Below are 24,041 nucleotides of genomic sequence, written 5' to 3'. Positions count from 1 at the left end.
CCTCAGGAATTCTTGTCATCCAGCGACACGAGCACGTCGTCGCCGTCGATCTTCACGTCGTAGGTGGGGACCGGCTGGGTGGCGGGCGGGTTGACCGGCGCCCCCGAGCGCAGGTCGAAGCAGGAGCCGTGGAGCCAGCACTCGATGGTGCCGTCCTCGACCTCGCCCTCCGAGAGGCGGACCTCGGCGTGCGAGCACACGTCCCGCAGCGCGTAGACCTCACCCTCGGTGCGCACCAGCGCGATGGGGGTCTCGTCGTCGGTCTCGATCCCCAGGACACCTTCCTCGGGGATCTCGTCGAGTTCCGCGACCTTGACCCAACCGCCCTGCTCACTCATGTGCGGCAAGCTTTCGCTCGACCTTCTCCATGACGTGGTCGCGCAGGTCCTGGTCGTCGATGCGGTTGACGATGTCCAGGAAGTAGCCGCGGATGATGAGGCGGCGGGCCTCCTCCTCCGGGATACCGCGCGAACGCAGGTAGAAGAGGTGGATGTCGTCGAGCCGCCCGCTGGCGCTGGCGTGCCCGGCGCCCGCGACCTCACCGGTGAAGATCTCCAGGTTCGGCACGGAGTCCACACGGGTGTCGTCGGTGAGCTGGAGGTTCCGGTTGTTCTCGTACGAGTCCGTACCGGTGGTCCCCTCACCGATGATCACGTCACCGATCCAGACCGCGTGGGCGTCCTTGCCGCTCAGCGCGCCCTTGTAGTCCACCCGCGAGCGGGTGTTGGAGACGTTGTGGTCGATCAGCGAGCGGTGCTCGTGGTGCTGACCGTCACCGGCGAAGTAGAGCCCGTAGAGCTCGGCGTTGCCGCCGCGGTCGTCGTAGGACACGCGCGGGGACAGGCGGACCAGGTTCCCGCCGAGGGTGATGACGATCGACCGGAAGCTGGCGTCCTTGCCGACGCGCGCGTTGTGCTGGCTGACCTCGACGGCGTCGTCGTCCCACTCCTGGAGGGTGACCAGCGTGAGCTTGGCGCCCTCACCGACGTGGACGTCGAGGCTGCCCGCGCGGACACCGGTACCGGTGTTCGTGATGATCACGGTGGCCTCGGCCAGCGGCTTGACGTCGATCAGCAGCTGCTCGAAGGCGGTGCCGCCCAGACCCTTGCGGTCGATGGTGATCGCCTTGTCGGCGGCCAGCGACTGCGGAACGGTGACGACGGTGGCCTTCTCGAACGAGGTGTAGGCCTGCGCGATCACGCGGTTGACGGGCAGACCCGCCTTGCCCAGACGCTCGTCGTCACGGCCGACCGTCTCGACGGTGACGCCCTCGGGGGCGTCCACGGAGACCTCGTCGGCCCCGTCGGCGGAACCCTTCCAGTCGTGCAGCCCCTTGAGGCGGCGCAGCGGGGTGAACCGCCACTCCTCCTCACGCCCGTTCGGGACGGGGAAGGCCTCCACGTCCTTGGAGCCGTGCGTGTCGAGCTTGGAGACAGGGATCTGTCCCAGCCCGTGGCTGTGCGCCTTGGGCTCAGTGTTCGCGGTCGTCAACTTATCCCACCGATCCTTCCATCTGGAGCTCGATCAGACGGTTGAGCTCCAGTGCGTACTCCATCGGGAGCTCCCGTGCGATGGGCTCCACGAAACCTCGGACGACCATGGCCATGGCCTCCTCCTCGCCCATCCCCCGGCTCATCAGGTAGAAGAGCTGGTCCTCGCTGACCTTGGAGACGGTGGCCTCGTGCGCGAGCTCGGTGTCGTCCTCGCGCAGGTCGTTGTAGGGGTAGGTGTCGGAACGGCTGATGGTGTCGATCAGCAGCGCGTCGCACTCCACCGAGGACTTGGCGAGGTGGGCGCCCTCCTGGACCTGGATCAGGCCTCGGTAGGAGGAGCGGCCGCCGCCGCGCGCCACCGACTTGGAGACGACCTTGGAGGAGGTGTTGGGCGCGCAGTGCACCATCTTGGCGCCGGTGTCCTGGTGCTGGCCCTCACCCGCGAAGGCGATCGAGAGGGTCTCACCCTTGGCGTGCTCGCCCATCAGGTAGACGGCCGGGTACTTCATGGTGACCTGGGAGCCGATGTTGCCGTCGACCCACTCCATGGTCGCGCCCTCTTCGGCGATGGCGCGCTTGGTCACCAGGTTGAAGACGTTGTTCGACCAGTTCTGGATGGTCGTGTAACGGCAGCGGGCGTTCTTCTTGACGATGATCTCGACGACCGCGGAGTGCAGCGAGTCCGACTTGTAGATCGGCGCGGTGCAGCCCTCGACGTAGTGGACGTAGGCGCCCTCGTCGACGATGATCAGCGTCCGCTCGAACTGGCCCATGTTCTCGGTGTTGATCCGGAAGTAGGCCTGGAGCGGGATCTCCACGTGCACGTTCTTGGGCACGTAGATGAACGATCCGCCGCTCCACACGGCGGTGTTCAGCGCGGCGAACTTGTTGTCACCGGCCGGGATGACGGAGCCGAAGTACTCCTCGAAGATCTCCGGGTGCTCCTTGAGGGCGGTGTCGGTGTCCAGGAAGACGACACCCTGCTCCTCCAGGTCCTCGCGGATCTGGTGGTAGACGACCTCGGACTCGTACTGGGCGGCGACACCGGCGACCAGGCGCTGCTTCTCGGCCTCGGGGATGCCCAGCCTGTCGTACGTGTTCTTGATGTCCTCGGGCAGGTCCTCCCAGGAGGTGGCCTGCTTCTCCGTGGACCGCACGAAGTACTTGATGTTGTCGAAGTCGATCTTGGACAGGTCCGCGCCCCAGTCGGGCATGGGCTTCTTGTCGAAGAGCTTCAGCGACTTGAGGCGGAGCTTGGTCATCCACTCCGGCTCGCTCTTCTTGTCCGAGATGTCCCGGACGACCTCTTCGTTCAGGCCACGACGGGCCGAGGCTCCGGCCACGTCGGAGTCGGCCCAGCCGTACTCATATGTTCCGAGCCCTTCGAGCTCGGGGTGCGCGACAGAAGTCATGCGCGGACTCCTCCTGGACTCAGACGTCCCTCTGGTGAACTGAGCCGCCCGCCCGCTGGCGGATGGCCTTCTTGGACGCGGGGGTGCCGTCCTCCCCGCTCGCCCCGTCCCCCCGTGGGGTGACGTGCGTGGTGCACACACCGTCGCCGTGGGCGATGGTGGCCAACCTGCGCACCGGGGTGCCCAGTAGCCGCGCGAAGGCCTCGATCTCGGCCTCACAGAGCTGCGGGAACTCGGCGGCCACGTGCGCGACGGGGCAGTGGTGTTGGCACAGTTGGTCGCCGCCACCCGGCGCGGGCGCCTGGCCCGAGGTGGCGGCGTAGCCGTCGTTGGAGAGCGCTTCGGCCAGCAGCCGGACCCTTTGTTCCTGGGGAACGGCGTCCAACAGGGGCTTGTAGCGCTGCTCCAGGTCAGCGACCTGACTCCGGGCGAACTCGCCCACCGCCTCGGGACCGGAGGTCCGCGCCAGGAAGCGCAGGGCGTTGGAGGCGAGGTCGTCGTAGGCGTGGACGAAGGCGTCACGCCCGGCTTCGGTGATGGCGAAGACGCGGGCGGGACGGCCCCGGCGACGACGGCCGTGTGTGGGCCGCGCGTCACGGGCCTCGACCATGCCCTCGACGGTCAGGTTGTCGAGGTGGCGGCGGATGGCCGCCGGGGTGAGCCCGAGCCGTTCCCCCAGTGCGGAGGCGGTGATCGGACCCTTCTCCAGGATGAGCCGGGCGACACGGGCGCGGGTCCCGTGGTCGGGGCCGCTCAGGGGTCGGGGCGCACCGGGTGTACCGGACAGGTCCGACACAGTGTTCCCCTCCCGCTCGTCGCTCGGCTCTCGGTTTAGACAACATCAGTGTGGCTTAAATAAGTCCACCTAGGCAAACCCGGCTTCATGCGCTTGATCACGAAGGTCAGGCTTGCCTAATCTGCGAGTTCACGCGGTGGTCACACACGGACACCCTTTTCGGGCGCCTCACAGCCGAGCCGATTTCCCAATCCGCGAGACCGCAGTATCACCATCCGACCATTCACATGGTCGGAACGGTGAGGGAGCCTGGCGAGAGACCCGCGCCAGCGGACGCCCGCCTCCTCTGGCGACACGACCGCCACCCGGGCACAACCAGGAACCACGCGTCATTCTTCCACCACCCGCACCAAAAACACCTCCGTGTTCCGGCTGTCCGAAGTGGGACGTTCGGTCCGCTCCCGAACTCGGTCAGCTCTCCGAAAGGCGGGGTGGTGAAGCGCGGAGCCCCGACGCACGTAAACTCAGGCCCCATGGACACACCCGCCGTCGAGGTCGTCGACCTGGTCAAGCGCTACGGCGCCACCACGGCCGTCACCGGCCTCACGTTCACCGCGCGCCGCGGCGCGGTGACCGCCCTGCTCGGCCCCAACGGCGCGGGCAAGACCAGCACCATCGAGATCTGCGAGGGCTTCCGCCACGCGGACGGCGGGAAGGTGCGGGTCCTGGGGCTCGACCCGGTCGCCGACGCGACGGCCCTCAAGCCCCGCGTGGGCGTGATGCCCCAGTCCGGCGGGGTGCCCACCGGGGCCCGCGCCGCCGAGTGGCTGCGGCTGATGGCCTCCTTCCACGCCAGCCCGGTCGACCCCGACCTCCTCCTGGAGCGACTGGGGCTGACCTCCGTCTCCGGTACTCCCTTCCGCCGCCTGTCCGGCGGCCAGCAGCAGCGCCTCTCCCTGGCGTGCGCCGTGGTCGGCCGTCCGGAGCTGGTCTTCCTGGACGAGCCCACCGCCGGGCTCGACCCGCAGGCGCGCATGGCCACCTGGGACCTGGTCTCGGCGCTGCGCGAGGCCGGGGTCGCGGTGATCCTGACCACGCACTACATGGAGGAGGCCGAGCGGCTGGCCGACCATGTGGTCATCATCGACCGGGGCTCGGTGGTCACCGAGGGCACCCCGGCCGAACTGACCCAGGGACGGCGCGAGGTGCGTTTCTCCACCTCCGAGCCGGTGGACGCGGGGGCGCTGGAGGCGGCCCTGCCCCCCGGCGGCCGTGTGAGCGCCACCGACACCGGCGGTCGGCAGGAGTACTCCGTGGCCACCGACGACCCCGACGACCTGGGCCCGGAGTTCCTGGCCGCGGTCACCGCCTGGTGCGCCTCCTCCGGTGTCCTCGCGGAGGACCTGCGCGTTCGTCGGCGTACCCTCGAAGACGTCTTCCTCGAAACCACAGGCCGGGAACTGCGCGACTGATGACCGAGCACACCTCCGGGACGGCCGCGTCGGCCGTCACCGACGCCCCGAAGCCCGCCCTCGACGCGAGCCTGTTCACCCCGGCTCCCGGCGCCGCCCCGATGTGGCGGATGATCGCCGCCCAGGCCGGGATGGAACTGCGGGTCATGCTGCGCCACGGCGAGCAGTTCCTGCTGACCATGGTCATCCCCGTGCTGCTGTTGGTGGGGTTCAGCCTGGTCGACGTCCTCGACGTGGGCGAGGGGGCGCGCGTGGACGCGCTGACCCCCGGGGTCCTGGCCCTGGCGATCATGTCCACGTCCTTCACCGGCCTGGCCATCGGAACCGGGTTCGAGCGCCGCTACGGGGTGCTCAAACGCCTGGGCGCCACCCCGCTGTCGCGGTTCGGGCTGCTGGCCGCCAAGACCATCGCCGTGCTCGGCGTGCAGGCCATCCAGATCACCGTCCTCTGCGTGGTGGCGCTGTTCCTGGGCTGGTCGCCGTCGCTGGAGCCCGTGGGCGTGCTGGCCGTGCTCGCGCTGGTGCTGCTGGCCACGGCCGCCTTCAGCTCCCTGGCCCTGCTGATGGCGGGCACGCTGCGCGCGGAGGCGACGCTGGCCGGGGCCAACCTGGTGTACGTGCTGATGCTGGGTCTGGGCGGGGTCCTGTTCCCCACGAGCAGCTTCCCCGGCCCGATGGAACAGGCCGTGTCGGTCCTGCCGATCACCGCGCTCGGCTCCGGTCTGCGCGCCGTGCTCACCGACGGTTCCCTTCCCGGGCTGGGCGCCTTCGCCGTGCTGGCCGCGTGGACGCTGGTCGCCGGCTTCCTGGCGTCCCGGCTGTTCCGCTGGGAGTAGTGTTCCGGTCCGGTCCCCGTCACGGAGGGTCGGCGCCCTAGGGTGTCGGTCATGACCTTCGACATCGACGCGGTGACCGCGATCCTCCGCGAGACCGCGGCGTCCACGATCCTGCCCCGCTTCGGGGCGCTGTCCGAGGACGAGGTGTCGGAGAAGTCGCCCGGCGAGCTCGTCACCGTGGCCGACCGTGAGGCCGAGGTGCTGATCGGTCGCAGGCTCCGCGATCTGGTCGACGCGCCGGTCGTGGGCGAGGAGGCCACCTCCGCCGACCCCGCGCTGGTCGCCGCGCTGAGCAAGGAGCCCTCCGCCTGGGTCGTCGATCCGGTCGACGGCACCCGCAACTTCGCCAAGGGGGACGACAGGTTCGCCGTGATGGCCGCGCTGGTCCGGGAGGGACGGGCCGTGGCCTCCTGGATCCTGCGACCGACCGAGGACACCGTCCACGCGGCCGAACTCGGCTCGGGGGCCTGGCGCGACGGGACACGGCTGCACCGCGCGCCCTCCCCCGCCGACCCGGCCGACCTGCGTGGCATGGTCCAACGCCGCTTCCTCGCCCCGGAGGAGCGCGAGCGCGTGGACGCTGCGGCACCGGGGTTCGCCCGCGTGGGCGGTGGCTCCGGCTGCGCGGGGGTGGACTACCCGCGTCTTCTGGCGGGTGATCTGGACTTCATGATGTTCGCCGACCCCCAGCCCTGGGACCACACGCCCGGGGGCCTGATCCTCGCGGAGGCGGGCGGGGTGAGCCTCCGTCCGGAGGGCACCCCGTACCGCCCCGACGAGGGCGGACGGTTCCTGCTCACCGCCGCCGACGAGCGGACGTGGCGGACCGCCCGGTCACTCCTCCTGGCTCCCTGATCCGGGCCCGCCCCGCGAACCCGGCGAGCAGCACGGCACCGGACACGGCGACCAGTACGGCGCCGACCAGCGGATAGCCCGCTCCCGGCGGGGCCACGGCGAGGAACAGGCCCACGGTCGCCGCCCCCACCGAGGCACCCGCGTTGTGGGCGGTGTTCACCCAGTTCCCGGCACGGGTGCGGTACCCGGCCGCGACCGACTCGTCAGCGAGCAGGTACGCGGTGGTGATGATCGGCGCGCAGCACACGCCGACCACGAACAGCAGCGCCACCAGCGCGGGAACCCCCGGCACCAGCGCGGCCGCCGCGACACCGCCGCCCAGGGCCAGGCCGAGCAGGGCCAGCCGGGTCCGGGTCCCGGCACGCCAGGAGAGGGCTCCGTAGGCCAGACCTCCGAGCGCGCTCCCGGCGGCCTGGGCGGACTCCACCAGGACAACGGCTCCGACCACTCCCCGCTGCTCCGCGAACGCGACGTTGAGCAGGGCGGCCGCGCCCAGGGTGAGCCCGGTGGCGGCGGAGACCGCGACGGCGGAGAGGAAGCCTCCGCGCGCCGTGAGGTGCGGTGTGGTCGGTGCGGGCCGGTCGGTATCGCTCCCTCCCGCCACCGTGGGCCGGGCGGCGTGCCGGGCGCGGGCGACCGGCGAGGTCACCAGGCCCGCGGTCCCCACCACGATCAGGGCCGCGCCCAGAGTGAGACCGGCCGAGGGCGGTCCGACCCACATCAGGGCGCCCAGGAGCAGCGGACCGGCGATGAAGATCAGCTCCTCGGCGACGGTGTCGAGGCTGTAGGCCCGTTGGAGCAGCGCCCTGTCGGAGACCAGGTGGCTCCAGAGGGCGCGGGTGACCGGGCCGAGCGGGGGCGCGCAGGCCCCGGCGACCGAGGTCAGCGCGGCGAGGAGCCCGAGGTGCCCGCCCGGGTTCCAGGAGGCGGCGGCCAGTCCCAGCAGGGCCGACCCGTGGAGCGCGGCCATCGGGAGGAGGGCGCGCAGCGGCCCGTGCCGGTCGACGAGTGAGGCCCGCAGCGGCGACAGGACGGTGGCGGTGAGGCCGAACAGGGCGCCGACCAGCCCGACGTCGGTGTGGGACCCGGTGGTGTGGACGACGGACAGGACCAGGGACAGCGAGACCAGCCCGTACGACAGGCGGCCCAGGAGGGCGGGGACGAGGAAGCGGGGGACCCCCGTGACGCGCAGAACGGCACGGTAGGTCGGCGCCCGGTGGGGCGGGGTCATGGATGTTCTCCGTCAGGGACGGGCGGCACGCCGGGCGCCGCGAGGTGCGTGGACGCCGAGGGACCACGGGGCTCGGCCGTGGTCGGGGCGTCGGTCTACGCACGGGGGGAGAACATGCTCACGAGGGTAGCAAGCGGGGGCCGGTCGTCGTTCCGGCGGGCGCCCGCCCCGTCATCCCTCGATCGGGAGGAGGCGCCACTTCTGGTGGGCGTGGCCGCCGTCCTCGCCCTGGGCGACCAGGGTGCCGTTGTCCGGGGCGCCGCCCTGCCCCTCCAGCGCCTGGCCGGTGGCGCGGTTGAGCAGACGGATCTCCCCCTCGCCGCTCTCGACCACACGCCACTGCTGGTTGTGCTCACCGGTCCGTGTGAGCAGCGCCGAACCGGGCTGTGCCGCCTCGTCGGCGGGGATCTCCAGCAGCTTGCCGCTGCCCACGCCGACGATCTCGTAGAAGTCGTCCTCCACGTGCGTGAACCGCCACTGCTGGTGGGGCTGGTCGTGGCGGTCCCACAGATGGACGGGGGCGCCGTTCTCCGCGGATCCGCCCGCCACGTCCATGACGCGGTCCCCGTGCACGCTCTGGAGGACGTAGACCAGTTCGGGGTCGAGGCCCGCCGGATGGGTGACCTCTTCCTCCTCTTCCTCCTCCTCGGGCTCCTCCTCGTCCTCGGGGGCGTCCGAGGGCTCGACGAGGATGCCCGAGGCCACGGACATCTCCTCGGGCTCGTCGCCCTCGGCGACGTACATCCCCGCGACGTAGCCGCCGAGCCCGACCGCCAGGACCAGGGCCAGGGCACCGGCGACGACCGGCCACCGGGGTACGTAGGACTCCTGGGGGACGGCTCGCTGGGCACTGCGTCGGGAGGACATGGCGGGGACTCTCCTGCGGGAACGGGGCCACCCGTGGTCTCCACGGGCTCGGACCATTTCACACCACTGGGGCACTCGACGCACGTTCGGGCCGCCTGGGCGCTCTCGCCCCTTTCCTCCTGCTCCGGGACGGCGGCGGGTGCGGGGGCCCTCGATAGGGTGACCGACCATGGAAGCCATCGGAATCCCCTGGTTCATCATGGTCCGCCACCTGGGACCGCCCCTGTTCCTGCTCGTGGTGGGTGGCGCGCTCCTCGTGTGGCGGCGGCCCGCCCGTGCCGGGTTGGCCTGGGCCGCGCTCACCGTGAACCTGGTGGCGGCCGCGCTTCCGTTCCTGTGGATCGGGGTCCAGATCCTCACCGGGCGGGGCGACCTCACGGTGATCGGGCTGGTGATGACGCTGCTGCAACCGGGCACGGTGGTCGTGGCCTGGTTGCTGCTCCTGCTGGCGCTGGTGGGCCGCCCCGGGGCCGGAGGCTCGGCCGTTGTCCGTGGGAACGGGGGGAGCCGTGCGGCGGAGAGGGCGCCGCAAAACGTAGGATGACTCAACATGAGTTCCCGGAGCGGCTCCACGAGCCTCCTCTCCCCCAGCGCCGCGCTGGGGTCCCTGCCCCCGGTGTGGCTGGTCATGGTCAGCATCGTCTCGGTGCAGACCGGCGCGGGCGTGGCCAAGAACCTGTTCGAGGTCCTTCCGCCCGCCGCCGTGGTGTGGCTGCGGCTGCTCACCTCGGCGGTACTCCTGTGCCTGCTGGTCCGGCCCGCCCTGAAGGCGCGCAGCCGCACCGACTGGATGGTGGTGATCGGCTACGGCGTCGCCCTGGCCTCGATGAACTACTTCATCTACCAGGCCTTCGCGCGCATCCCGCTGGGCATCGCGGTCACCATCGAGTACCTGGGCCCGCTGGCCATCGCCATCCTGGGCTCACGCCGCCGCGTGGACCTGCTGTGGGCGGGCCTGGCCGGGTTGGGCGTGGCCGCGCTGGGCGTCGAGTTCCGTGAGCTCGACCCGGTGGGTGTGCTGTTCGCGGTGCTGGCCGCCTTCGCGTGGGCGGGCTACATCCTGCTGAGCGCCGCCACGGGGCAGCGGTTCAGCGGCGCCTCGGGACTGGCCATCGCCAGCGTGGTGGGCGTGATCGTGCTGGCACCGGTCGGGATCGTCGAGGGCGGCGCGGCCCTGCTGGACTGGCGCTTGCTGCTGATCGGTCTGGCCGTGGGCGTGCTCTCGTCCGTGGTGCCCTACACGCTGGAGCTGAACGCGCTGCGCCGCATGCCGCCGAGGGTGTTCGGGGTGCTGATGAGCCTCCAGCCCGCGGCTGCGGCCCTGGTGGGGCTCGTGCTGCTGGGCGAGCTGCTGACCGTCTGGCAGTGGCTGGCGGTGGGTTGCGTGATCGCCGCGAGCGCGGGCGCGACCCGGACCTCGGCCAATCGCGAGGCGCGGGAGCGGACGGAGCGTGACCAGACCAACACGGATACGAGCGGGGACAACTAGAGGCCAAGGCCGTGCGCCCGCGTCCATGGGACGGAAGATCACTGCCACGGATCAGGCAAACCTCGCCCTGTCGGGAGTTTCCGCCGGGGTGCGACCGGCAATTCTTGCCTCTGGGACGGCCGACCCATTCCTGAGCACTCGCACTCAAAAGGGGACACCTATGCGTATCGCCGCCAAGCTCGCCCTGACCGCGTTCTTCTCCGCCAGCCTCCTCGGGCTGGGCGCCGGGGCCGCTTCCGCGGAGTCTTCCTCGGTCTACCACCAGTGTGTCCAGGAGCAGCAGCAGCTCGGTCTGCTGAACCTCAACCTGGACCTGCTGAACCAGTGCATCGCCCAGAACAGCCACAACAAGTAGTGGATCAACAGGCCTGACCCACGATCCCGACGGCGGGGGTCCCGGAGCACGCTCCGGGACCCCCGTCCGCGTGCGGACCGCCGTACGGGCACCGCCGATCCGAGGGTGCCCCGAAGCGCGGAGCGCGAACCCCGCGTTCCCCACTGGGCACCCGGCGCAGCGCGTCGCGGCCCAGCGGGAGGGAGGGCCACTCACCGTGACGGCGGCTCCGACACCGCCGCCGAAGCGTCCCCGAAACAGCACCTAGGGACGGACCACTCGGCTGGCCGACTCCGGTGGCGGGGTCTGCGAGCGGTGGGAGCGTCCCAGTTCGGTTCCCAGACCGAAGTAGTGCCGGAAGTTGTAGACCAGCGGGTTCCAGCGGGCGGGATCGATGTGATGGGTTCCGGGCAGCACGATGTCCTCCTCCGCGTGGACGCGGACCACCTCGGCCTCGACGATGACATGGTCGCCGGAGTCGTCCGAGCGCGCGTGACGGACCCTCGCCTCCAGTTGCAGGGGGCACTGCGCCACACGCGGCGGGCCGACCAGGTCCGTCTCCATGGGAGTCAGCCCGGCCGCGCCGAACTTGTCCGCCTCGAAGCGGCAGCCCGGCGGCTTCCCCTCAGGGACGGGATCGCGACCGGTCAGGGGCGCCAGCCGTTCCACGTGCTCCCACAGGTCGGCGGAGGGCAGGTTCACGACCAGTTCCGGGCGCTCCCCGAGGTTTCGGGCGGTCTGCCCGGTGGAGCCGAGGCCCAGGGCGAGCAGCATGCCCAGGGCCCACACGGAGGAGACGGGAGCCAGGTTGGGCGATCCGTCGTCGTTGAGGGTGGACACGAGGGCCACGGGAGTACCGAAGTACAGGATGCTGGGTTCGATCCTCAGGTGGGTCCCGGAGGTGTCCGACGGGTTCTCGACGGTGTCAGTGGTCATGGGCCGTGACACTAGTAACCGATCACTTCGGTGCTGGCCGAAACGTCAGAGGGGACAATGGACCCATGGAAACCGAGCGGGTCGCCCCAGGATTGGCGAAGGTCGCGGGCCTACTGGCCGACCCGACCAGGGCCGGGTTCTGTCTGGCCCTGCTGGACGGGCGGGCCTGGACCGCCGGGGAACTGGCCCGCCACGCCGGGGTCGCGGCCTCCACGTCGACCGAGCACCTCAACGCCCTCGTGGCGGGTGGACTCCTCGTCCAGGAACGGCAGGGGCGCCATCGCTACGTGCGTATGGCCTCTGTCGAGGTCGCCGAACTGGTCGAACGCCTGGCCGTGCTGGGGCCGCGACCGGCTCCTCCCGCGCCCTCCCTGAGGGCGCGTTCCCGCCAGCGGCGCCTGGCGCTCGCACGGACCTGCTACGACCACCTGGCTGGTCGGCTGGGCGTACTGGTCACCGAGGCGATGGTCGAGCGCGGCCTGCTGACTGAGCGCGGCGGCCTGGCGCTGACCCCGGCCGGAGAGCGCTGGAGCACGGAACTGGGGCTCGTGATCGCCCCGAGCACCCGGCGTCCAGCCGTGCGAGCCTGCCTGGACTGGACGGAGCGCCGCTCCCATCTCGCGGGCGCCCTGGGCGCCGCGTTCTGCTCCCACGCGTTCACCTGCGGATGGATCGTTCGCACTGGAACACCCCGCGCCGTCGAGGTGACTGGGGAGGGCATGGAGGCGTTCGGGTCACTGCTCGGTGCCAGGACCGATGAGCTGCGCGTTCCCTGAGGCCCTCGGCCACTCGAACCGGTGGGCGAGGCCGGATCCGGGCCGCTCGGCGCCCGGCCGGTGTGCAGTGGACCTCGCGGGCTGGAGGGCCGTCCCCCGCCTGAGCGTCGCCACGGACGTGACCGAGCACACGCGGCCGCACGAGCCGACGCACACAGCCCGGAAGGCCTCGACGCACCGGGTTTTCGCAGGCCAACACACAGACAGAGGGCGCCTCACTCCCCTCCGAGGGATGTACTACAGTCTGTCGTATGTTTGCATCCCCGGCCTCCGCGGCGACGGCCCTCAACACGATCCCCCCGCTCGCGGCGGACGGACTGGAGGACATCGTCCTCCTCGGAGTCCCCCTCTGGGGCTGGCAGATCGCCGTGGCCGCAGTCGGCGTCCTCGCGCTGGTCCTGCTGGCCCGGACCATCTGGAACCCCACCCAGAAGTCGCTCCGCGCCTGGGCCTTGGGCAACATCGTCGTCAACGCCGGGATCGCCGTCACCGGTGCGACGGTGCGGGTGACGTCCTCGGGCCTGGGATGCTCCGAGTGGCCCAAGTGCACGCCCGACAGCTTCGTGCCCATCGACACCGGGCACGCCGCCCTCAACGCTGCCATCGAGTTCGGCAACCGGACCCTCACCTTCGTGGTGCTGGCGGTCGCCGTGATCACCCTCGTCGCGGTGCTGCGCATGGCCCCGCGCCGCCGCGACCTGGTCCGGCTGGCCGCGATCATCCCGTTCGGTGTCCTGGGACAGGGCGTGGTCGGCGGCATCACCGTCTGGACCGACCTGCACCCGGCCGCGGTGGCCACCCACTTCCTGCTGTCCATGGTGATGGTCTTCGTCACGGTGGCGCTGTACGTGCGCTGCCAGGAGCCCGAGGGGCGCCCCCGGCTTGCCGTGGGCCCGATGCTGCACACGGTGAGCATAGGCCTGGTCGTGGTCGGGTTCCTGCTGCTGATCGCCGGAACCGTGGTCACCGGCACCGGCCCGCACGGCGGCGACGCCGTGGCCCCGCGCTGGGACCTGGACCTGCCCGCCGTCACCCGGGTGCACTCGGTGCTGGGCTGGCTGACCCTCATGGGCAGCGTTCTGGCCACCGTGATCGCCTTCCGCAGCGGCGCCTCCCGCATCGCCCGGACGAGCAGCGTGGGCCTGCTGGTGATCGTGCTGCTCCAGGGGGTCCTGGGCTACACCCAGTACGCCCTGGAGCTGCCCGAGGGACTGGTGGTGCTGCACGTGCTGGGCTCCGCGCTCACCTGGGTGGCCGTCTCCCGCCTGTACTTCGCCACCACGCGCCTGGTCCCCGAGGAGGTCACCGCGGAGGCTGACCGTGCCGGGGAACGTAGTTCCGCTGTGTCTGCGGGGTAGTCGGCTGCTGGGTCCGCGCCTGGGCGATGACGTGTGCGAAGTCCGCCCGACGGAGGAACCCCGAGTCGGTGGGGTTCTCCGCCCAGCCGGGGGTCACCGGCTGGGGGACGCGCCCGAGGAAGGTGTCGCGGGCCACGTGCATCAGCGCGAGGAACGAGTCCCGGTTGACCTTCCAGTCGTCACGGGGCAGTCCCGCGTCGAGCTTCTGGTGCAGCAGGGCCAGCTCGGTGGCGGCCAGCTGGTAGTCCTTCATCGCGGCGCGGCCCCGGGTCCCCGCGTTGCGCGCGGCCCACTCGCGGGCCCGGCGTCTGGCGGTCATCGAACTGAGCATCGTGATGTCGGCCGGGGTGACCAGGCCCGTGGAAATGTAGGGCGGCAGGTAGCGGTCGATCGCCGCGACCTGGCCGCGCCGGTCGTGGGCGGCGATCGCGAGGATGCCGAGCAGGAACACGAAGAGCACCAGGTAGGCCACGCCCAGACCGGTCCAGCCGAAGTAGGTCGAACCGTTCCACATGCCGTGCAGCAGCACCGCCGTCACCCATCCGCCGATCGGCGCGAGGAACCGGAACCGGCCGGTGCGCATGGCCGCGTAGGCCACGCCCAGACCGATCATCGCGGTGTAGACGGGGTGCCCGAACGGCGCGATGAGGCCCCGGATGGCGAAGGTGGCGACGAGGGTGTCGTCGAAGAAGGCACTGAGGAAGTACAGGATGTTCTCGGTGAAGGCGAACCCCGTCGCCACCATCCCGGCGTAGACCACGCCGTCCGTGAAGGTGTCGATCTCGTTGCGGCGCCGCCACAGAAGGATGAGCAGGACCATGCCCTTGGCGCTCTCCTCCACCACGGGGGCCACCAGTGACGTGCTGAGGAAGTCGGCCACACCCTCACCGAACACCGGCGTGGTGAGGTAGGTCAGCCCCCAGCTGTTGAGCAGGAAGGACGCCACGACCGCGACTCCGGCGCCCCACGCGAACGCGAAGAACAGCACCCAGCCGGGTTCGGGTTCGAGCCGGTCGAGCATGAGGATGAGCGGCACGAGGATGGTCACCGGGATGATCGCGGCGACCAGGCTGACCAGGAACCCGGTGGCACCGTCGATCCCCGCTGCGGCTCCCCCGGCCATCGCCAGCAACCACAGGTACGTGAGCATGCCGATCATGCACACCACGCTGACGGTGGTGCCCAGGATGAGGGTCATCGAGTACCGGGAGCGGCGTCCTTGCAGGATCGCCCTGCTGTCGAGTCGGGGCATGGGCACAGATCGTAGCGGGTCAGCGGCCATGAGGCGGGGTCGGAGCCACGACGGTCGCGACCCGCGGGCCGCCTCCGATCCCGTGCCCCGGAGCGGCTGGGTACGAGAGGATCGGAGCATTCGTCCGACACGGAGATGAGGCACGGCATGGACCCGAAGACCGAGCGCACCGGAAGCTCACCCTGGCTCCTGCTCCTGCGCGTCGCGGTGGGCGCCAGCCTGGTCGCGATCCTGTGGGAGTTCCTCACGGCGGGGCAGCTGATCACGTTCAACACCGCCGCGCTGCCGCTGCACTGGGGAGGAGCCTTCGCGGTGCACGTGACCGCCGGCGTGCAGCTGTTGGCCGCCGTCCTGGTGTGGCGCCTCCCCCGTGCCGGATCGCACGCCGGACCCGCGCACGACCGGCTGGTGGCGCTGGTGAGCCTGCTGGCGTTCGTGCTGGGCTTCCCGCAGGCGGCCCTGGGCACCTACGGGCCGCTCCAGGCCCACGTACCGATGGCCCTGCTGCTGGCCTCCACCGTGGTGTGGTCGGCGGTCCTGGTGTGGCGCCGCCCCGCCCGCTGAGCCCTCAGAGGGTGTCCTCCCACCCAGGGCGTTGCGGTGGGCGCGGACGGTGGTCACATGGGTGGTCGCCGCCAGCGAGGCCCCGGACTGGGCGTCGGGCGGGGGCGGCACCGGCTCCCTCGTGGGGGTCCCCCCGCGTTCCCGTGCGGCGGCCACACCGGTCTGGAGTCAGGCCAGATGGACCGACACCACCAGACACACGAGGCGCTGCATCACTCCGGAGTGCCCCGGTTCACGCCCCTGTCGCTGCCTGCGTCGGGGACTCCGGCATCGGCCGGGGGTCTGGTCACCGTGCGGCCTGCCACCGGTCTGCGCCTGACCGCCCATGAGGAACTCCTCGTGGGTGTTCGCCTGCGCCCGGACCACCGGAAGTGACGGCTGGGGCTGCTGAGCCTGACGGGACCGGTGGTGCGAAGCCCCGCGAAATCGACCCTGTGGACAACCCGTCGGGCCCGGCCCCGGCCGGGGAGACTGGAAGGGCCGGAAACCCCGATCGGACGGGAGTGCCGGTGTCGGTGAGGCGGGGAGGTCCGCGCGGGTGTCGGTGCTCTGGGTGGTGGGGTTGTTGTGCGAGTGGAGGGCGTGGGGCAGGAGGCTTTCCACGGCGGCGCGGGCACGGGTGTCGGCCATCGCCAGAGCTGGGGCCGGGCCCTGGCGGGACAGCAGGGTCGGTGTCCTCGACCGCCAGGAGACACCCGTCAGGTCCTTCCATCCAGACCGGCTCCGTGACGGAGACGGTGGGAGGGATGGTCGTAGCCACACGGAGGCTGTCGCGCCCACCCGTGACAGGACGGTCGGTACCCATACGCAACGGCGCCCCTCCGTGGGGAGGAGCGCCGTGCGTGAAGGGTTCGCGGGTATCCCCGCGGATCCGTGTCTAGGAGAGGAAGCGCGCGATGAGCGGGTCGACGGTGACCGCCACGAACAGCAGCGCCAGGTAGGCGTTGGTGAGGTGGAAGAAGTTCATCGTCTTGAGCTGGGCTCCGGTGACCCCCGCCTTGGAGCGGCTGAGCAGGCGGTGGGCCTGGACGACCAGCAGGGCGCCCAGCACGAGGGCGACCACGCCGTAGAACCAGGTGGTCCCGGCCACCGGCCAGAAGATCAGGGAGACGATCACGGTCGCCCAGGTGTAGAGCACCGACTCCAGCAGCACCCGGCGGTCGCTGGCGACCACGGGCAGCATGGGGACCTGGGCGGCCGCGTAGTCCTCCCGGTAGCGCATGGCCAGCGTCCAGGTGTGCGGCGGCGTCCAGAAGAACACCACCAGGAAGAGCACGAACGGCGCCCAGTCGAGGCTGTTGGTGACGGCGGCCCAGCCGATCAGCACCGGCATACAGCCCGCGATGCCGCCCCACACGACGTTCTGCGCGGTGCGCCGCTTGAGCAGCATCGTGTAGACGAAGATGTAGAAGGCGATCGCGAAGACCGACAGCACGGCCGACAACACGTTCACGAGTACGAGGAAGCCGACCGTGGAGCCGATCGCCAGGATCAGACCGTAGGTGAGGGCGCCTCGCGGGGTCACCAGGTCCATCGCGCCGGGACGCTGCCGGGTGCGACGCATCTCACGGTCGATGTCGCGGTCGATGTAGCAGTTCATCGCGTTCGCGCTCGCGGCGGACATCGTGCCGAACACCAGAGTGGCGACGGCGGTCCACAGCGGGGGCACGCCCCCGGCGGCGACGAACATCACCGGGATGGTGGTGATGAGCAGGAGCTCGATGACGCGGGGCTTGGAGAGGGCGACGTAGGCACGGGCGTGGTCGCCGAAGGAGGCCTTGCGGGGGGCCTCGGCGGCGGACGCCCGGGTGTCGGACTCACCGGTGTGGGGTGCGCGGTTGGTGAGGGCCATCAGATCGGCGCCCTCACGTCCGGAGGCACTCGTGTCCCCTGGGGGGCCGGCTCGGTTTCAGACACGCGGATACCTCGACAACTCTTGGGATTCGACACTGCTCGCCACGCGGGGTCGATCGGACCGACAAAGCGGCAGGATCAGCGAAAACCCCGTCAACGACAAAGTGTAGTACTTACCTGTCCGGATCGGTGACCAGCCCCCTCCGTACGGGCGACCTCCGGCCCTGAGGGCCGACCGACCCGGGCGCCGGACTCCCGCTCGGGTGTACAGAAGGTTCGCACAGGCCACTTCGAGCTTCCAACGTGCCACGCGTCCCCGGCCACCGCACCGCGCACCCCGGAGGGCCCGAAGGCCGGAGGCGAAGGGGTGCACGCGGGCCCCTACCCGCCGGTAACGGGAGGTGTCGGGAAACGACATCTCCGGCCACGGACGATAGGCTCGCAGTCGGCCCTGTTCTCGCCCCCGTCACCACGGGGACCGAGCTCCGGACACCGTGACCCAGACGCTGTCGCACCGGCTCAGCGGCCCGAGCCCCGCGCCACGGGGACGTGCCGCACGAGCCGTCGAAGCCGGTCCCGCCCTCCCCCGCGAGCCGCCGACCCGGCGGACCGCCGACGGGGTGCCCGGCGTACAGCCCGCACACACAACCCACGCCCGCCCCGGAACCGGGTGCCCGGGTGCCGAGAAGGAGCAGACAAGTCCGTGAACGCCCACACCCCGAAGAACCTGGACTGGTCGGACCTCGACCTCCGCGCCGTCAACACGGTTCGGGCGCTGGCCATGGACGCGGTAGAGAAGTCGGGTAACGGTCACCCCGGCACCGCGATGAGCCTCGCGCCCGCCGCCTACCTCCTCTTCCAGAAGGTGATGCGGCACGACCCGGCCGCGCCCGACTGGGTGGGCCGGGACCGCTTCGTGCTGTCGATCGGTCACTCCAGCCTCACCCTGTACATCCAGCTCTACCTCGCCGGGTACGGCCTCACCCTCGACGACCTCCGCAGCCTGCGCCAGTGGGACAGCCTGACCCCGGGCCACCCGGAGGTCGGCCACACCGCCGGTGTGGAGACCACCACCGGCCCGCTCGGCCAGGGCGTCGGCAACGCCGTCGGCATGGCCATGGCGGCCCGCCGCGAGCGCGGCCTGTTCAACCCCGAGGCCGGTCCGGGCGCCAGCCCCTTCGACCACCACGTCTACGCGTTCTGCTCCGACGGTGACGTCCAGGAGGGCGTGAGCCACGAGGCCAGCGCCCTGGCCGGAACCCAGAACCTGGGCAACCTCATCATGATCTGGGACGACAACCAGATCTCCATCGAGGACGACACCCGCATCGCGCACAGCGAGGACGTCGTGGCCCGCTACGCCGCCTACGGCTGGCACGTCGAGGAGGTCGACTGGACCGCCACCGGCGAGTACGTCGAGGACGTCGACGCCCTCTACCAGGCGATCCTGCGCGGCAAGGCCGAGACCGAGCGCCCCACCTTCATCCGTCTGCGCACCGTCATCGGCTGGCCCGCGCCCAACAAGCAGAACACCGGCGCCATCCACGGCGCGGCGATCGGCTCCGCCGAGATCTCCGCCACCAAGGAGATCCTGGGCCTGCCCGACGCCCCGTTCGCGGTCGAGGACGCCGTGATCGAGCACACCCGCAAGGCGCTGGACCGCGGCCGCGAGGAGCACACCGCGTGGGACCAGGCCCTGGACGCCTGGCACCGCGGCGCCGGTGAGCACGGCGAGCTCTTCGACCGCCTCCAGTCGGGCAAGCTGCCCGAGGGCTGGGAGGAGTCCCTGCCCTCCTTCGAGGCCAGTGAGAAGGGTGTCGCCACCCGCAAGGCCAGCGGTGAGGTGCTCAGCGCCATCGCCCCGGTGCTGCCCGAGCTGTGGGGCGGCTCCGCCGACCTCGCCGGATCGAACAACACCACCCCCAAGGGCGAGCCGTCCTTCCTGCCCTTCGACCGCGCCAGCACCATGTTCCCGGGCAACCCGCACGGGCGCGTGCTGCACTTCGGCATCCGCGAGCACGGCATGGGCTCGATCCTCAACGGCATCGCCCTGCACGGCCCGACCCGCCCCTACGGCGGCACCTTCCTGGTGTTCAGCGACTACATGCGCCCGGCCGTGCGCCTGGCCGCCCTGATGAAGCTGCCGGTCACCTACGTGTGGACGCACGACTCCATCGGCCTGGGCGAGGACGGCCCCACCCACCAGCCGGTCGAGCACCTGTGGGCGCTGCGCGCCATCCCGGGCCTGGACGTGATCCGCCCGGCCGACGCCAACGAGACCGTCGTCGTCTGGCGCGAGGTCGTGGCCAACGCCGACCGGCCCTCCGCCCTGGCCCTCACCCGCCAGAACGTGCCCACCCTGGACCGGGACGAGTACGCGTCCGCCGAGGGCGCCGCCCAGGGCGGTTACGTCCTGGCCGAGGCCTCCGGGGGCAGCCCCGAGGCCATCGTCATCGCCACCGGCAGCGAGGTGCAGCTGGCCCTGGCCGCCCGCACCGAGCTGGAGGCGGCCGGTACGCCCACCCGCGTGGTCTCCATGCCGTGTGTCGAGTGGTTCGAGGCCCAGAGCCAGGAGTACCGCGAGCGGGTCCTGCCGCCCTCGGTCCGTGCCCGCGTCTCCGTGGAGGCCGGCATCGCCATGGGTTGGCGCTCCTACGTCGGCGACGCCGGCGTCTCGGTGAGCCTGGAGCACTTCGGCGCCTCCGCCCCCTACGAGACGCTCTACGAGAAGTTCGGCATCACCTCCGAGGCCGTCGTCGCGGCGGTCCGCGACAGCCTGGCCAAGGCCGGTAGCTGACGACGCGGGCCGCCGGGACGACCCCCGGCGGCCCGCACTCCGTGTGTGAATTCAGGAAGGCGTGAGACCCACATGAGCACCGCTCTCAAGGACCTGGCCCAGGCCGGTCAGTCCGTATGGTTGGACGACATCAGCCGTGACCGGCTGCGCACCGGCAACCTGGCCGAACTACTGTCGACCCGCCACGTCACCGGCGTGACCTCGAACCCGTCCATCTTCGACAAGGCGCTGGCCGAGGGCGACGCCTACGACGTCCAGGTGCACGAGATGGGCGTGCGCGGGCTCTCGGTGGACGAGGCGGTCCGGCTGCTGACCGCCTATGACATCCGCTGGGCGGCGGACACCCTGCGCCCGGTGTACGACTCCACCGACCGCGTGGACGGCCGGGTCTCCCTGGAGGTGGACCCGCGGCTGGCGCGCGAGACCGAGCGCACCGTGGCCGAGGCCAAGTCGCTGTGGTGGCTGGTCGACCGGCCCAACCTCATGATCAAGATCCCGGCGACCGTCGAGGGCCTGCCCGCGATCACCAAGGTGCTCGGGCACGGCATCAGCGTCAACGTCACCCTGATCTTCTCCCTGGACCGCTACCGCGCGGTCATGGAGGCGTTCCTGGAGGGCCTGGAGCTGGCCCGCGAGAACGGCCACGACCTGTCCCGGATCCAGTCCGTGGCGTCGTTCTTCGTCAGCCGCGTCGACGCCGAGGTGGACAAGCGCCTCCGGGCGGTCGGCACCCCGCGCGCCGAGGAGCTGCTCGGCCGCGCCGCCATCGCCAACGCGCGCCTGGCCTACCGTGACTACGAGGAGGTCTTCTCCTCCGAGCGCTGGAAGGCCCTGGCCGCCGCGGGCGCCACACCGCAGCGGCCGCTGTGGGCGTCCACCGGTGTGAAGGACCCCGCGTACGCGGACACCCGCTACGTCACCGAACTGGTCGCGCCCGGCACCGTCAACACGATGCCGCAGGCCACCCTGGACGCCACCGCCGACCACGGCGAGGTCACCGGGGACACCGTCCGCGGCACCTACGAGGCCGCCCAGGCCGACCTGTCCGGGCTGGCCGAGGTCGGCGTGGACCTGGCCGACGTGACGCGTCACCTGGAGGAGGACGGCGTGGTCAAGTTCGTCGACTCCTGGGAGAGCCTGCTCGGCCAGCTCACCATGAAGCTCGACGAGCTCTCCTGACCCGGACCGTTCCCGGTCACCGACCCGCGTCCGCGCACCGCGCGGACGCGGGTTCCACCAGCCACCAGGCCGTTCCTGACAGGAAGAGACGGAGCCCGTGAAAGAACCGGTGATGCCGGGAGCGGTACCCAACCCGCTCCGCAACGCCCTGGACCGAAGGCTTCCCCGTATCGCCGGGCCCAGCGTGCTGGTGCTCTTCGGCGTCACGGGGGACCTGGCCCGGAAGAAGCTCCTGCCCGCCATCTACGACCTGGCCAACCGCGGGATGCTGCCGCCGGGCTTCGGGCTGGTCGGGTTCGCCCGCCGCGACTGGGAGGACCAGGACTTCGCGGCCGAGGCGTACGAGGCGGTGCGCAAGTACGCGCGGACCCCGTTCCACGAGGACGTGTGGCGCCAGCTCAGCGAGGGCGTGCGGTTCGTGCAGGGCAACCTGGACGACGACGAGGCCTTCGACGAGCTGGCTCGGACCGTCCGTGAGCTGGACGCCCACCGGGGCACCGGCGGCAACTACGCGTTCTACCTGTCACTGCCGCCCAAGCTGTTCCCGACCGTGGTCACCCAGCTCAAGCGCAGCGGCCTGGCCACCCCCGAAGAGGGGGAGGGCGCCGGTGGCACCACGCCGTGGCGCCGGGTGGTGATCGAGAAACCGTTCGGCCACGACCTGGAGAGCGCCCAGGAGCTCAACGCGGTGGTGGACGACGTGTTCCCGCCGTCGGCGGTGTTCCGCATCGACCACTACCTGGGCAAGGAGACGGTCCAGAACATCCTGGCCCTGCGCTTCGCCAACACGCTGTTCGAGCCGTTGTGGAACCGCAGCTACGTCGACCACGTGCAGATCACCATGGCCGAGGACATCGGTGTGGGCGGGCGCGCGGGTTACTACGACGGCATCGGCGCGGCCCGCGACGTCATGCAGAACCACCTGCTCCAGCTGCTGGCGCTCGTCGCGATGGAGGAGCCGGTCGCCTACAGCGCGGACGCGATCCGCGCGGAGAAGGAGAAGGTCCTCTCCGCGGTGACGCTCCCCGACGACCTGGGCAAGGGCACGGCGCGCGGCCAGTACGCGGCCGGGTGGCAGGGCGGCGCGGCGGTCCGGGGCTACCTGGAGGAGGACGGCATCCCGTCCGACTCGGTGACCGAGACCTACGCGGCGCTCCGCCTGGACGTGGGCACACGACGCTGGTCGGGCGTGCCGTTCTACCTGCGCACCGGAAAGCGGCTCGGGCGACGGGTGACCGAGGTGGCGCTGGTGTTCCAGGCCGCCCCGCAGCAACTGTTCGCCCGGGGCGACGTGAGCGAGCTCGGGCAGAACGCTCTCGTGCTGCGCATCCAGCCCGACGAGGGGGTCACCCTGAGGTTCGGGTCCAAGGTGCCGGGCGCCTCCATGGAGGTCCGTGACGTGAGCATGGACTTCACGTACGGGCAGTCCTTCACCGAGGCCAGCCCCGAGGCCTACGAGCGGCTCATCCTGGACGTGCTCATCGGTGACCCGCCGCTGTTCCCGCGCCAGGAGGAGGTGGAGCTGTCGTGGCGGATCCTCGACCCGGTCGAGGAGTACTGGGCCGAGGCGGGCCAGCCCGAACAGTACGGTTCGGGCACCTGGGGTCCGGAGTCGGCCGAGGAACTGCTCGCCAGGGACGGACGCCAGTGGCGCCGCCCGTGAACGCCGGGAGGAACAGATGACGCTCTATCTGCCGCGCACCACGACCTCGCAGATCACTGAGGCGCTCATGGCCGAGCGCCTCAGTGTCGGCGGGGGCGCCATGAACATGGTGCTCACCCTGGTCATCGTCACCGACGAGGCCGACCACTACGACGCCGTCCGCGCGGCCACCGAGGCCGGCCGCGAGCACCCCTCGCGGGTGGTGGCGCTGATCCGCCGCGACCCGGGGGCCGAACCGGCCATCGACGCGGAGATCCGCCGCCCGGGCACCTCCGGTCCCGGCGAGGCGGTGCTGCTGCGCCTGTACGGTCCGCTGGGTGAGCACCCCGACTCGGTGCTGACCCCCCTGCTGGTCCCGGACGCGCCCGTGGTCGTGTGGTGGCCGGGGCAGGGTCCCGCCGACCCGGCCGCCGACCCGGTGGGCAGGCTGGCCCAACGGCGGATCACCGACGCGCTGCGCGCCGAGGACCCGGTAGCCGACCTCCTGGAGCGGGTGGCCCACTACCGTCCGGGTGACACGGACCTGACCTGGACGCGGCTGACCCCGTGGCGTTCGCTGCTGGCCAGCGCCATGGACCAGCCGTGCGGCTGGGTGAACTCGGCCAAGGTGACGGCGGAGCCGCACTACCCGAGCGCCGAGCTGCTGGCCGCGTGGTTGTCCGAGCGGCTGGAGGTGCAGGTGGAACGCGGCACCTCGCACGGCCCCGGCCTGACCGAGGTCCGGCTGACCACCGACGAGGGGGACATCACCGTCTCCCGGGTGGACGGCCGGGTGGCCACGCTGTCCAGGACGGGTCAACCGGACCAGACGGTGGCGCTGGCCCGGCGCGGCGCCTCCCAGGCGCTGGCCGAGGAACTGCGCCGCCTGGACGCCGACGAGACGTACGCGAGCGCGGCCCGTCACCTGGGTCCGCTGCTCGCTGGAAGCGGAGCATGA

General features: G+C 71.2%; 22 protein-coding genes. 13 read left to right on the top strand and 9 right to left on the bottom strand.

All coding sequences use genetic code 11. From position 1 onward, the window contains the following. Window positions 1-2: 2 nt before the first annotated feature. The 4 genes from AC0VYM_RS10530 to AC0VYM_RS10515 are packed head-to-tail and all read right to left on the bottom strand — an operon-like array spanning window position 3 to window position 3,701. Entirely contained in the window at window positions 3-338 is a 336-nt protein-coding gene (locus AC0VYM_RS10530) for a non-heme iron oxygenase ferredoxin subunit (protein ID WP_475461630.1), read from the bottom strand. Beyond that, window positions 331-1,491 (bottom strand): Fe-S cluster assembly protein SufD, encoded by a 1,161-nt coding sequence (gene sufD, locus AC0VYM_RS10525; RefSeq protein ID WP_475461628.1) that lies wholly within the window; start codon window positions 1,489-1,491, stop codon window positions 331-333. The genes AC0VYM_RS10530 and sufD overlap by 8 nt, the downstream gene beginning before the upstream one ends. Window position 1,492: 1 nt before the next feature. Continuing rightward, the gene (gene sufB, locus AC0VYM_RS10520) at window positions 1,493-2,905 is read right to left on the bottom strand and encodes a Fe-S cluster assembly protein SufB (RefSeq protein ID WP_475461625.1); all 1,413 of its coding nucleotides are present in this window, start codon (window positions 2,903-2,905) and stop codon (window positions 1,493-1,495) included. Window positions 2,906-2,924: 19 nt separating this feature from the next. Further along, entirely contained in the window at window positions 2,925-3,701 is a 777-nt protein-coding gene (locus tag AC0VYM_RS10515; protein ID WP_475461622.1) for a helix-turn-helix transcriptional regulator, read from the bottom strand. Between the two features lie 473 nt (window positions 3,702-4,174). Between AC0VYM_RS10515 and AC0VYM_RS10510 the strand changes: the two genes are divergently transcribed. The 3 genes from AC0VYM_RS10510 to AC0VYM_RS10500 are packed head-to-tail and all read left to right on the top strand — an operon-like array spanning window position 4,175 to window position 6,804. Then, the gene (locus tag AC0VYM_RS10510; protein WP_475461620.1) at window positions 4,175-5,113 is read left to right on the top strand and encodes an ABC transporter ATP-binding protein; all 939 of its coding nucleotides are present in this window, start codon (window positions 4,175-4,177) and stop codon (window positions 5,111-5,113) included. Further along, complete coding sequence (locus tag AC0VYM_RS10505; RefSeq protein WP_475461617.1) at window positions 5,113-5,949, top strand: ABC transporter permease; 837 nt, start codon at window positions 5,113-5,115, stop codon at window positions 5,947-5,949. Before AC0VYM_RS10510 ends, AC0VYM_RS10505 begins: the two co-directional genes overlap by 1 nt. Window positions 5,950-6,000: 51 nt before the next feature. Next, complete coding sequence (locus AC0VYM_RS10500; protein WP_475461614.1) at window positions 6,001-6,804, top strand: inositol monophosphatase family protein; 804 nt, start codon at window positions 6,001-6,003, stop codon at window positions 6,802-6,804. On the opposite strand, the gene AC0VYM_RS10495 is transcribed toward AC0VYM_RS10500, so the two are convergent. Continuing rightward, window positions 6,746-8,035: an MFS transporter gene (locus tag AC0VYM_RS10495; protein ID WP_475461611.1), complete on the bottom strand. Its 1,290-nt coding sequence runs from the start codon at window positions 8,033-8,035 to the stop codon at window positions 6,746-6,748. The two genes, AC0VYM_RS10500 and AC0VYM_RS10495, sit on opposite strands and share 59 nt — an antisense overlap. Window positions 8,036-8,206: 171 nt before the next feature. Continuing rightward, the gene (locus tag AC0VYM_RS10490; RefSeq protein ID WP_475461608.1) at window positions 8,207-8,902 is read right to left on the bottom strand and encodes an RICIN domain-containing protein; all 696 of its coding nucleotides are present in this window, start codon (window positions 8,900-8,902) and stop codon (window positions 8,207-8,209) included. Window positions 8,903-9,071: 169 nt separating this feature from the next. Between AC0VYM_RS10490 and AC0VYM_RS10485 the strand changes: the two genes are divergently transcribed. From AC0VYM_RS10485 to AC0VYM_RS10475, 3 genes are all read left to right on the top strand, one after another. Then, the gene (locus AC0VYM_RS10485) at window positions 9,072-9,446 is read left to right on the top strand and encodes a hypothetical protein (protein WP_475461606.1); all 375 of its coding nucleotides are present in this window, start codon (window positions 9,072-9,074) and stop codon (window positions 9,444-9,446) included. 6 nt (window positions 9,447-9,452) lie between these two features. Next, window positions 9,453-10,391 (top strand): EamA family transporter, encoded by a 939-nt coding sequence (locus AC0VYM_RS10480; protein WP_475461604.1) that lies wholly within the window; start codon window positions 9,453-9,455, stop codon window positions 10,389-10,391. Between the two features lie 160 nt (window positions 10,392-10,551). Next, window positions 10,552-10,746: a hypothetical protein gene (locus AC0VYM_RS10475; protein ID WP_017545115.1), complete on the top strand. Its 195-nt coding sequence runs from the start codon at window positions 10,552-10,554 to the stop codon at window positions 10,744-10,746. 243 nt (window positions 10,747-10,989) lie between these two features. Here AC0VYM_RS10475 and AC0VYM_RS10470 read toward each other — a convergent pair whose 3' ends face one another. Then, window positions 10,990-11,661 (bottom strand): flavin reductase family protein, encoded by a 672-nt coding sequence (locus tag AC0VYM_RS10470; protein ID WP_475461601.1) that lies wholly within the window; start codon window positions 11,659-11,661, stop codon window positions 10,990-10,992. Between the two features lie 65 nt (window positions 11,662-11,726). On the opposite strand from AC0VYM_RS10470, the gene AC0VYM_RS10465 reads away from it, so the two are divergent. Together AC0VYM_RS10465 and AC0VYM_RS10460 are read left to right on the top strand one after the other, a co-directional pair. Then, the gene (locus AC0VYM_RS10465) at window positions 11,727-12,437 is read left to right on the top strand and encodes an ArsR/SmtB family transcription factor (protein WP_475461598.1); all 711 of its coding nucleotides are present in this window, start codon (window positions 11,727-11,729) and stop codon (window positions 12,435-12,437) included. A gap of 251 nt (window positions 12,438-12,688) precedes the next feature. Then, the gene (locus tag AC0VYM_RS10460) at window positions 12,689-13,795 is read left to right on the top strand and encodes a COX15/CtaA family protein (RefSeq protein ID WP_475461596.1); all 1,107 of its coding nucleotides are present in this window, start codon (window positions 12,689-12,691) and stop codon (window positions 13,793-13,795) included. On the opposite strand, the gene AC0VYM_RS10455 is transcribed toward AC0VYM_RS10460, so the two are convergent. Continuing rightward, on the bottom strand, window positions 13,740-15,047 hold the full coding sequence (locus tag AC0VYM_RS10455; protein ID WP_475461594.1) for a PrsW family intramembrane metalloprotease: 1,308 nt from the start codon (window positions 15,045-15,047) through the stop codon (window positions 13,740-13,742). The two genes, AC0VYM_RS10460 and AC0VYM_RS10455, sit on opposite strands and share 56 nt — an antisense overlap. 147 nt (window positions 15,048-15,194) lie before the next feature. On the opposite strand from AC0VYM_RS10455, the gene AC0VYM_RS10450 reads away from it, so the two are divergent. Continuing rightward, entirely contained in the window at window positions 15,195-15,611 is a 417-nt protein-coding gene (locus AC0VYM_RS10450) for a hypothetical protein (protein WP_475461591.1), read from the top strand. An 877-nt stretch (window positions 15,612-16,488) separates the two neighbouring features. Here AC0VYM_RS10450 and AC0VYM_RS10445 read toward each other — a convergent pair. Continuing rightward, the gene (locus AC0VYM_RS10445) at window positions 16,489-17,463 is read right to left on the bottom strand and encodes a heme o synthase (RefSeq protein ID WP_475461588.1); all 975 of its coding nucleotides are present in this window, start codon (window positions 17,461-17,463) and stop codon (window positions 16,489-16,491) included. 705 nt (window positions 17,464-18,168) lie between these two features. On the opposite strand from AC0VYM_RS10445, the gene tkt reads away from it, so the two are divergent. From tkt to AC0VYM_RS10425, 4 genes are all read left to right on the top strand, one after another. Continuing rightward, window positions 18,169-20,262, top strand: coding sequence for a transketolase (gene tkt / locus AC0VYM_RS10440; protein WP_475461585.1), 2,094 nt, complete (start codon window positions 18,169-18,171; stop codon window positions 20,260-20,262). A gap of 72 nt (window positions 20,263-20,334) precedes the next feature. Beyond that, window positions 20,335-21,441: a transaldolase gene (tal, locus tag AC0VYM_RS10435; RefSeq protein ID WP_475461583.1), complete on the top strand. Its 1,107-nt coding sequence runs from the start codon at window positions 20,335-20,337 to the stop codon at window positions 21,439-21,441. Window positions 21,442-21,553: 112 nt separating this feature from the next. Then, a complete protein-coding gene (gene zwf / locus AC0VYM_RS10430) occupies window positions 21,554-23,104 on the top strand; it encodes a glucose-6-phosphate dehydrogenase (protein ID WP_475462998.1) in 1,551 nt (516 codons plus the stop codon). A gap of 16 nt (window positions 23,105-23,120) precedes the next feature. Beyond that, window positions 23,121-24,041, top strand: coding sequence for a glucose-6-phosphate dehydrogenase assembly protein OpcA (locus AC0VYM_RS10425; protein WP_475461581.1), 921 nt, complete (start codon window positions 23,121-23,123; stop codon window positions 24,039-24,041).

The organism is Nocardiopsis sp. iso_237, from assembly GCF_056173345.1.
Note: the sequence above shows the minus strand (reverse complement) of the source record. Positions and strands in the feature narration are given on the sequence as shown.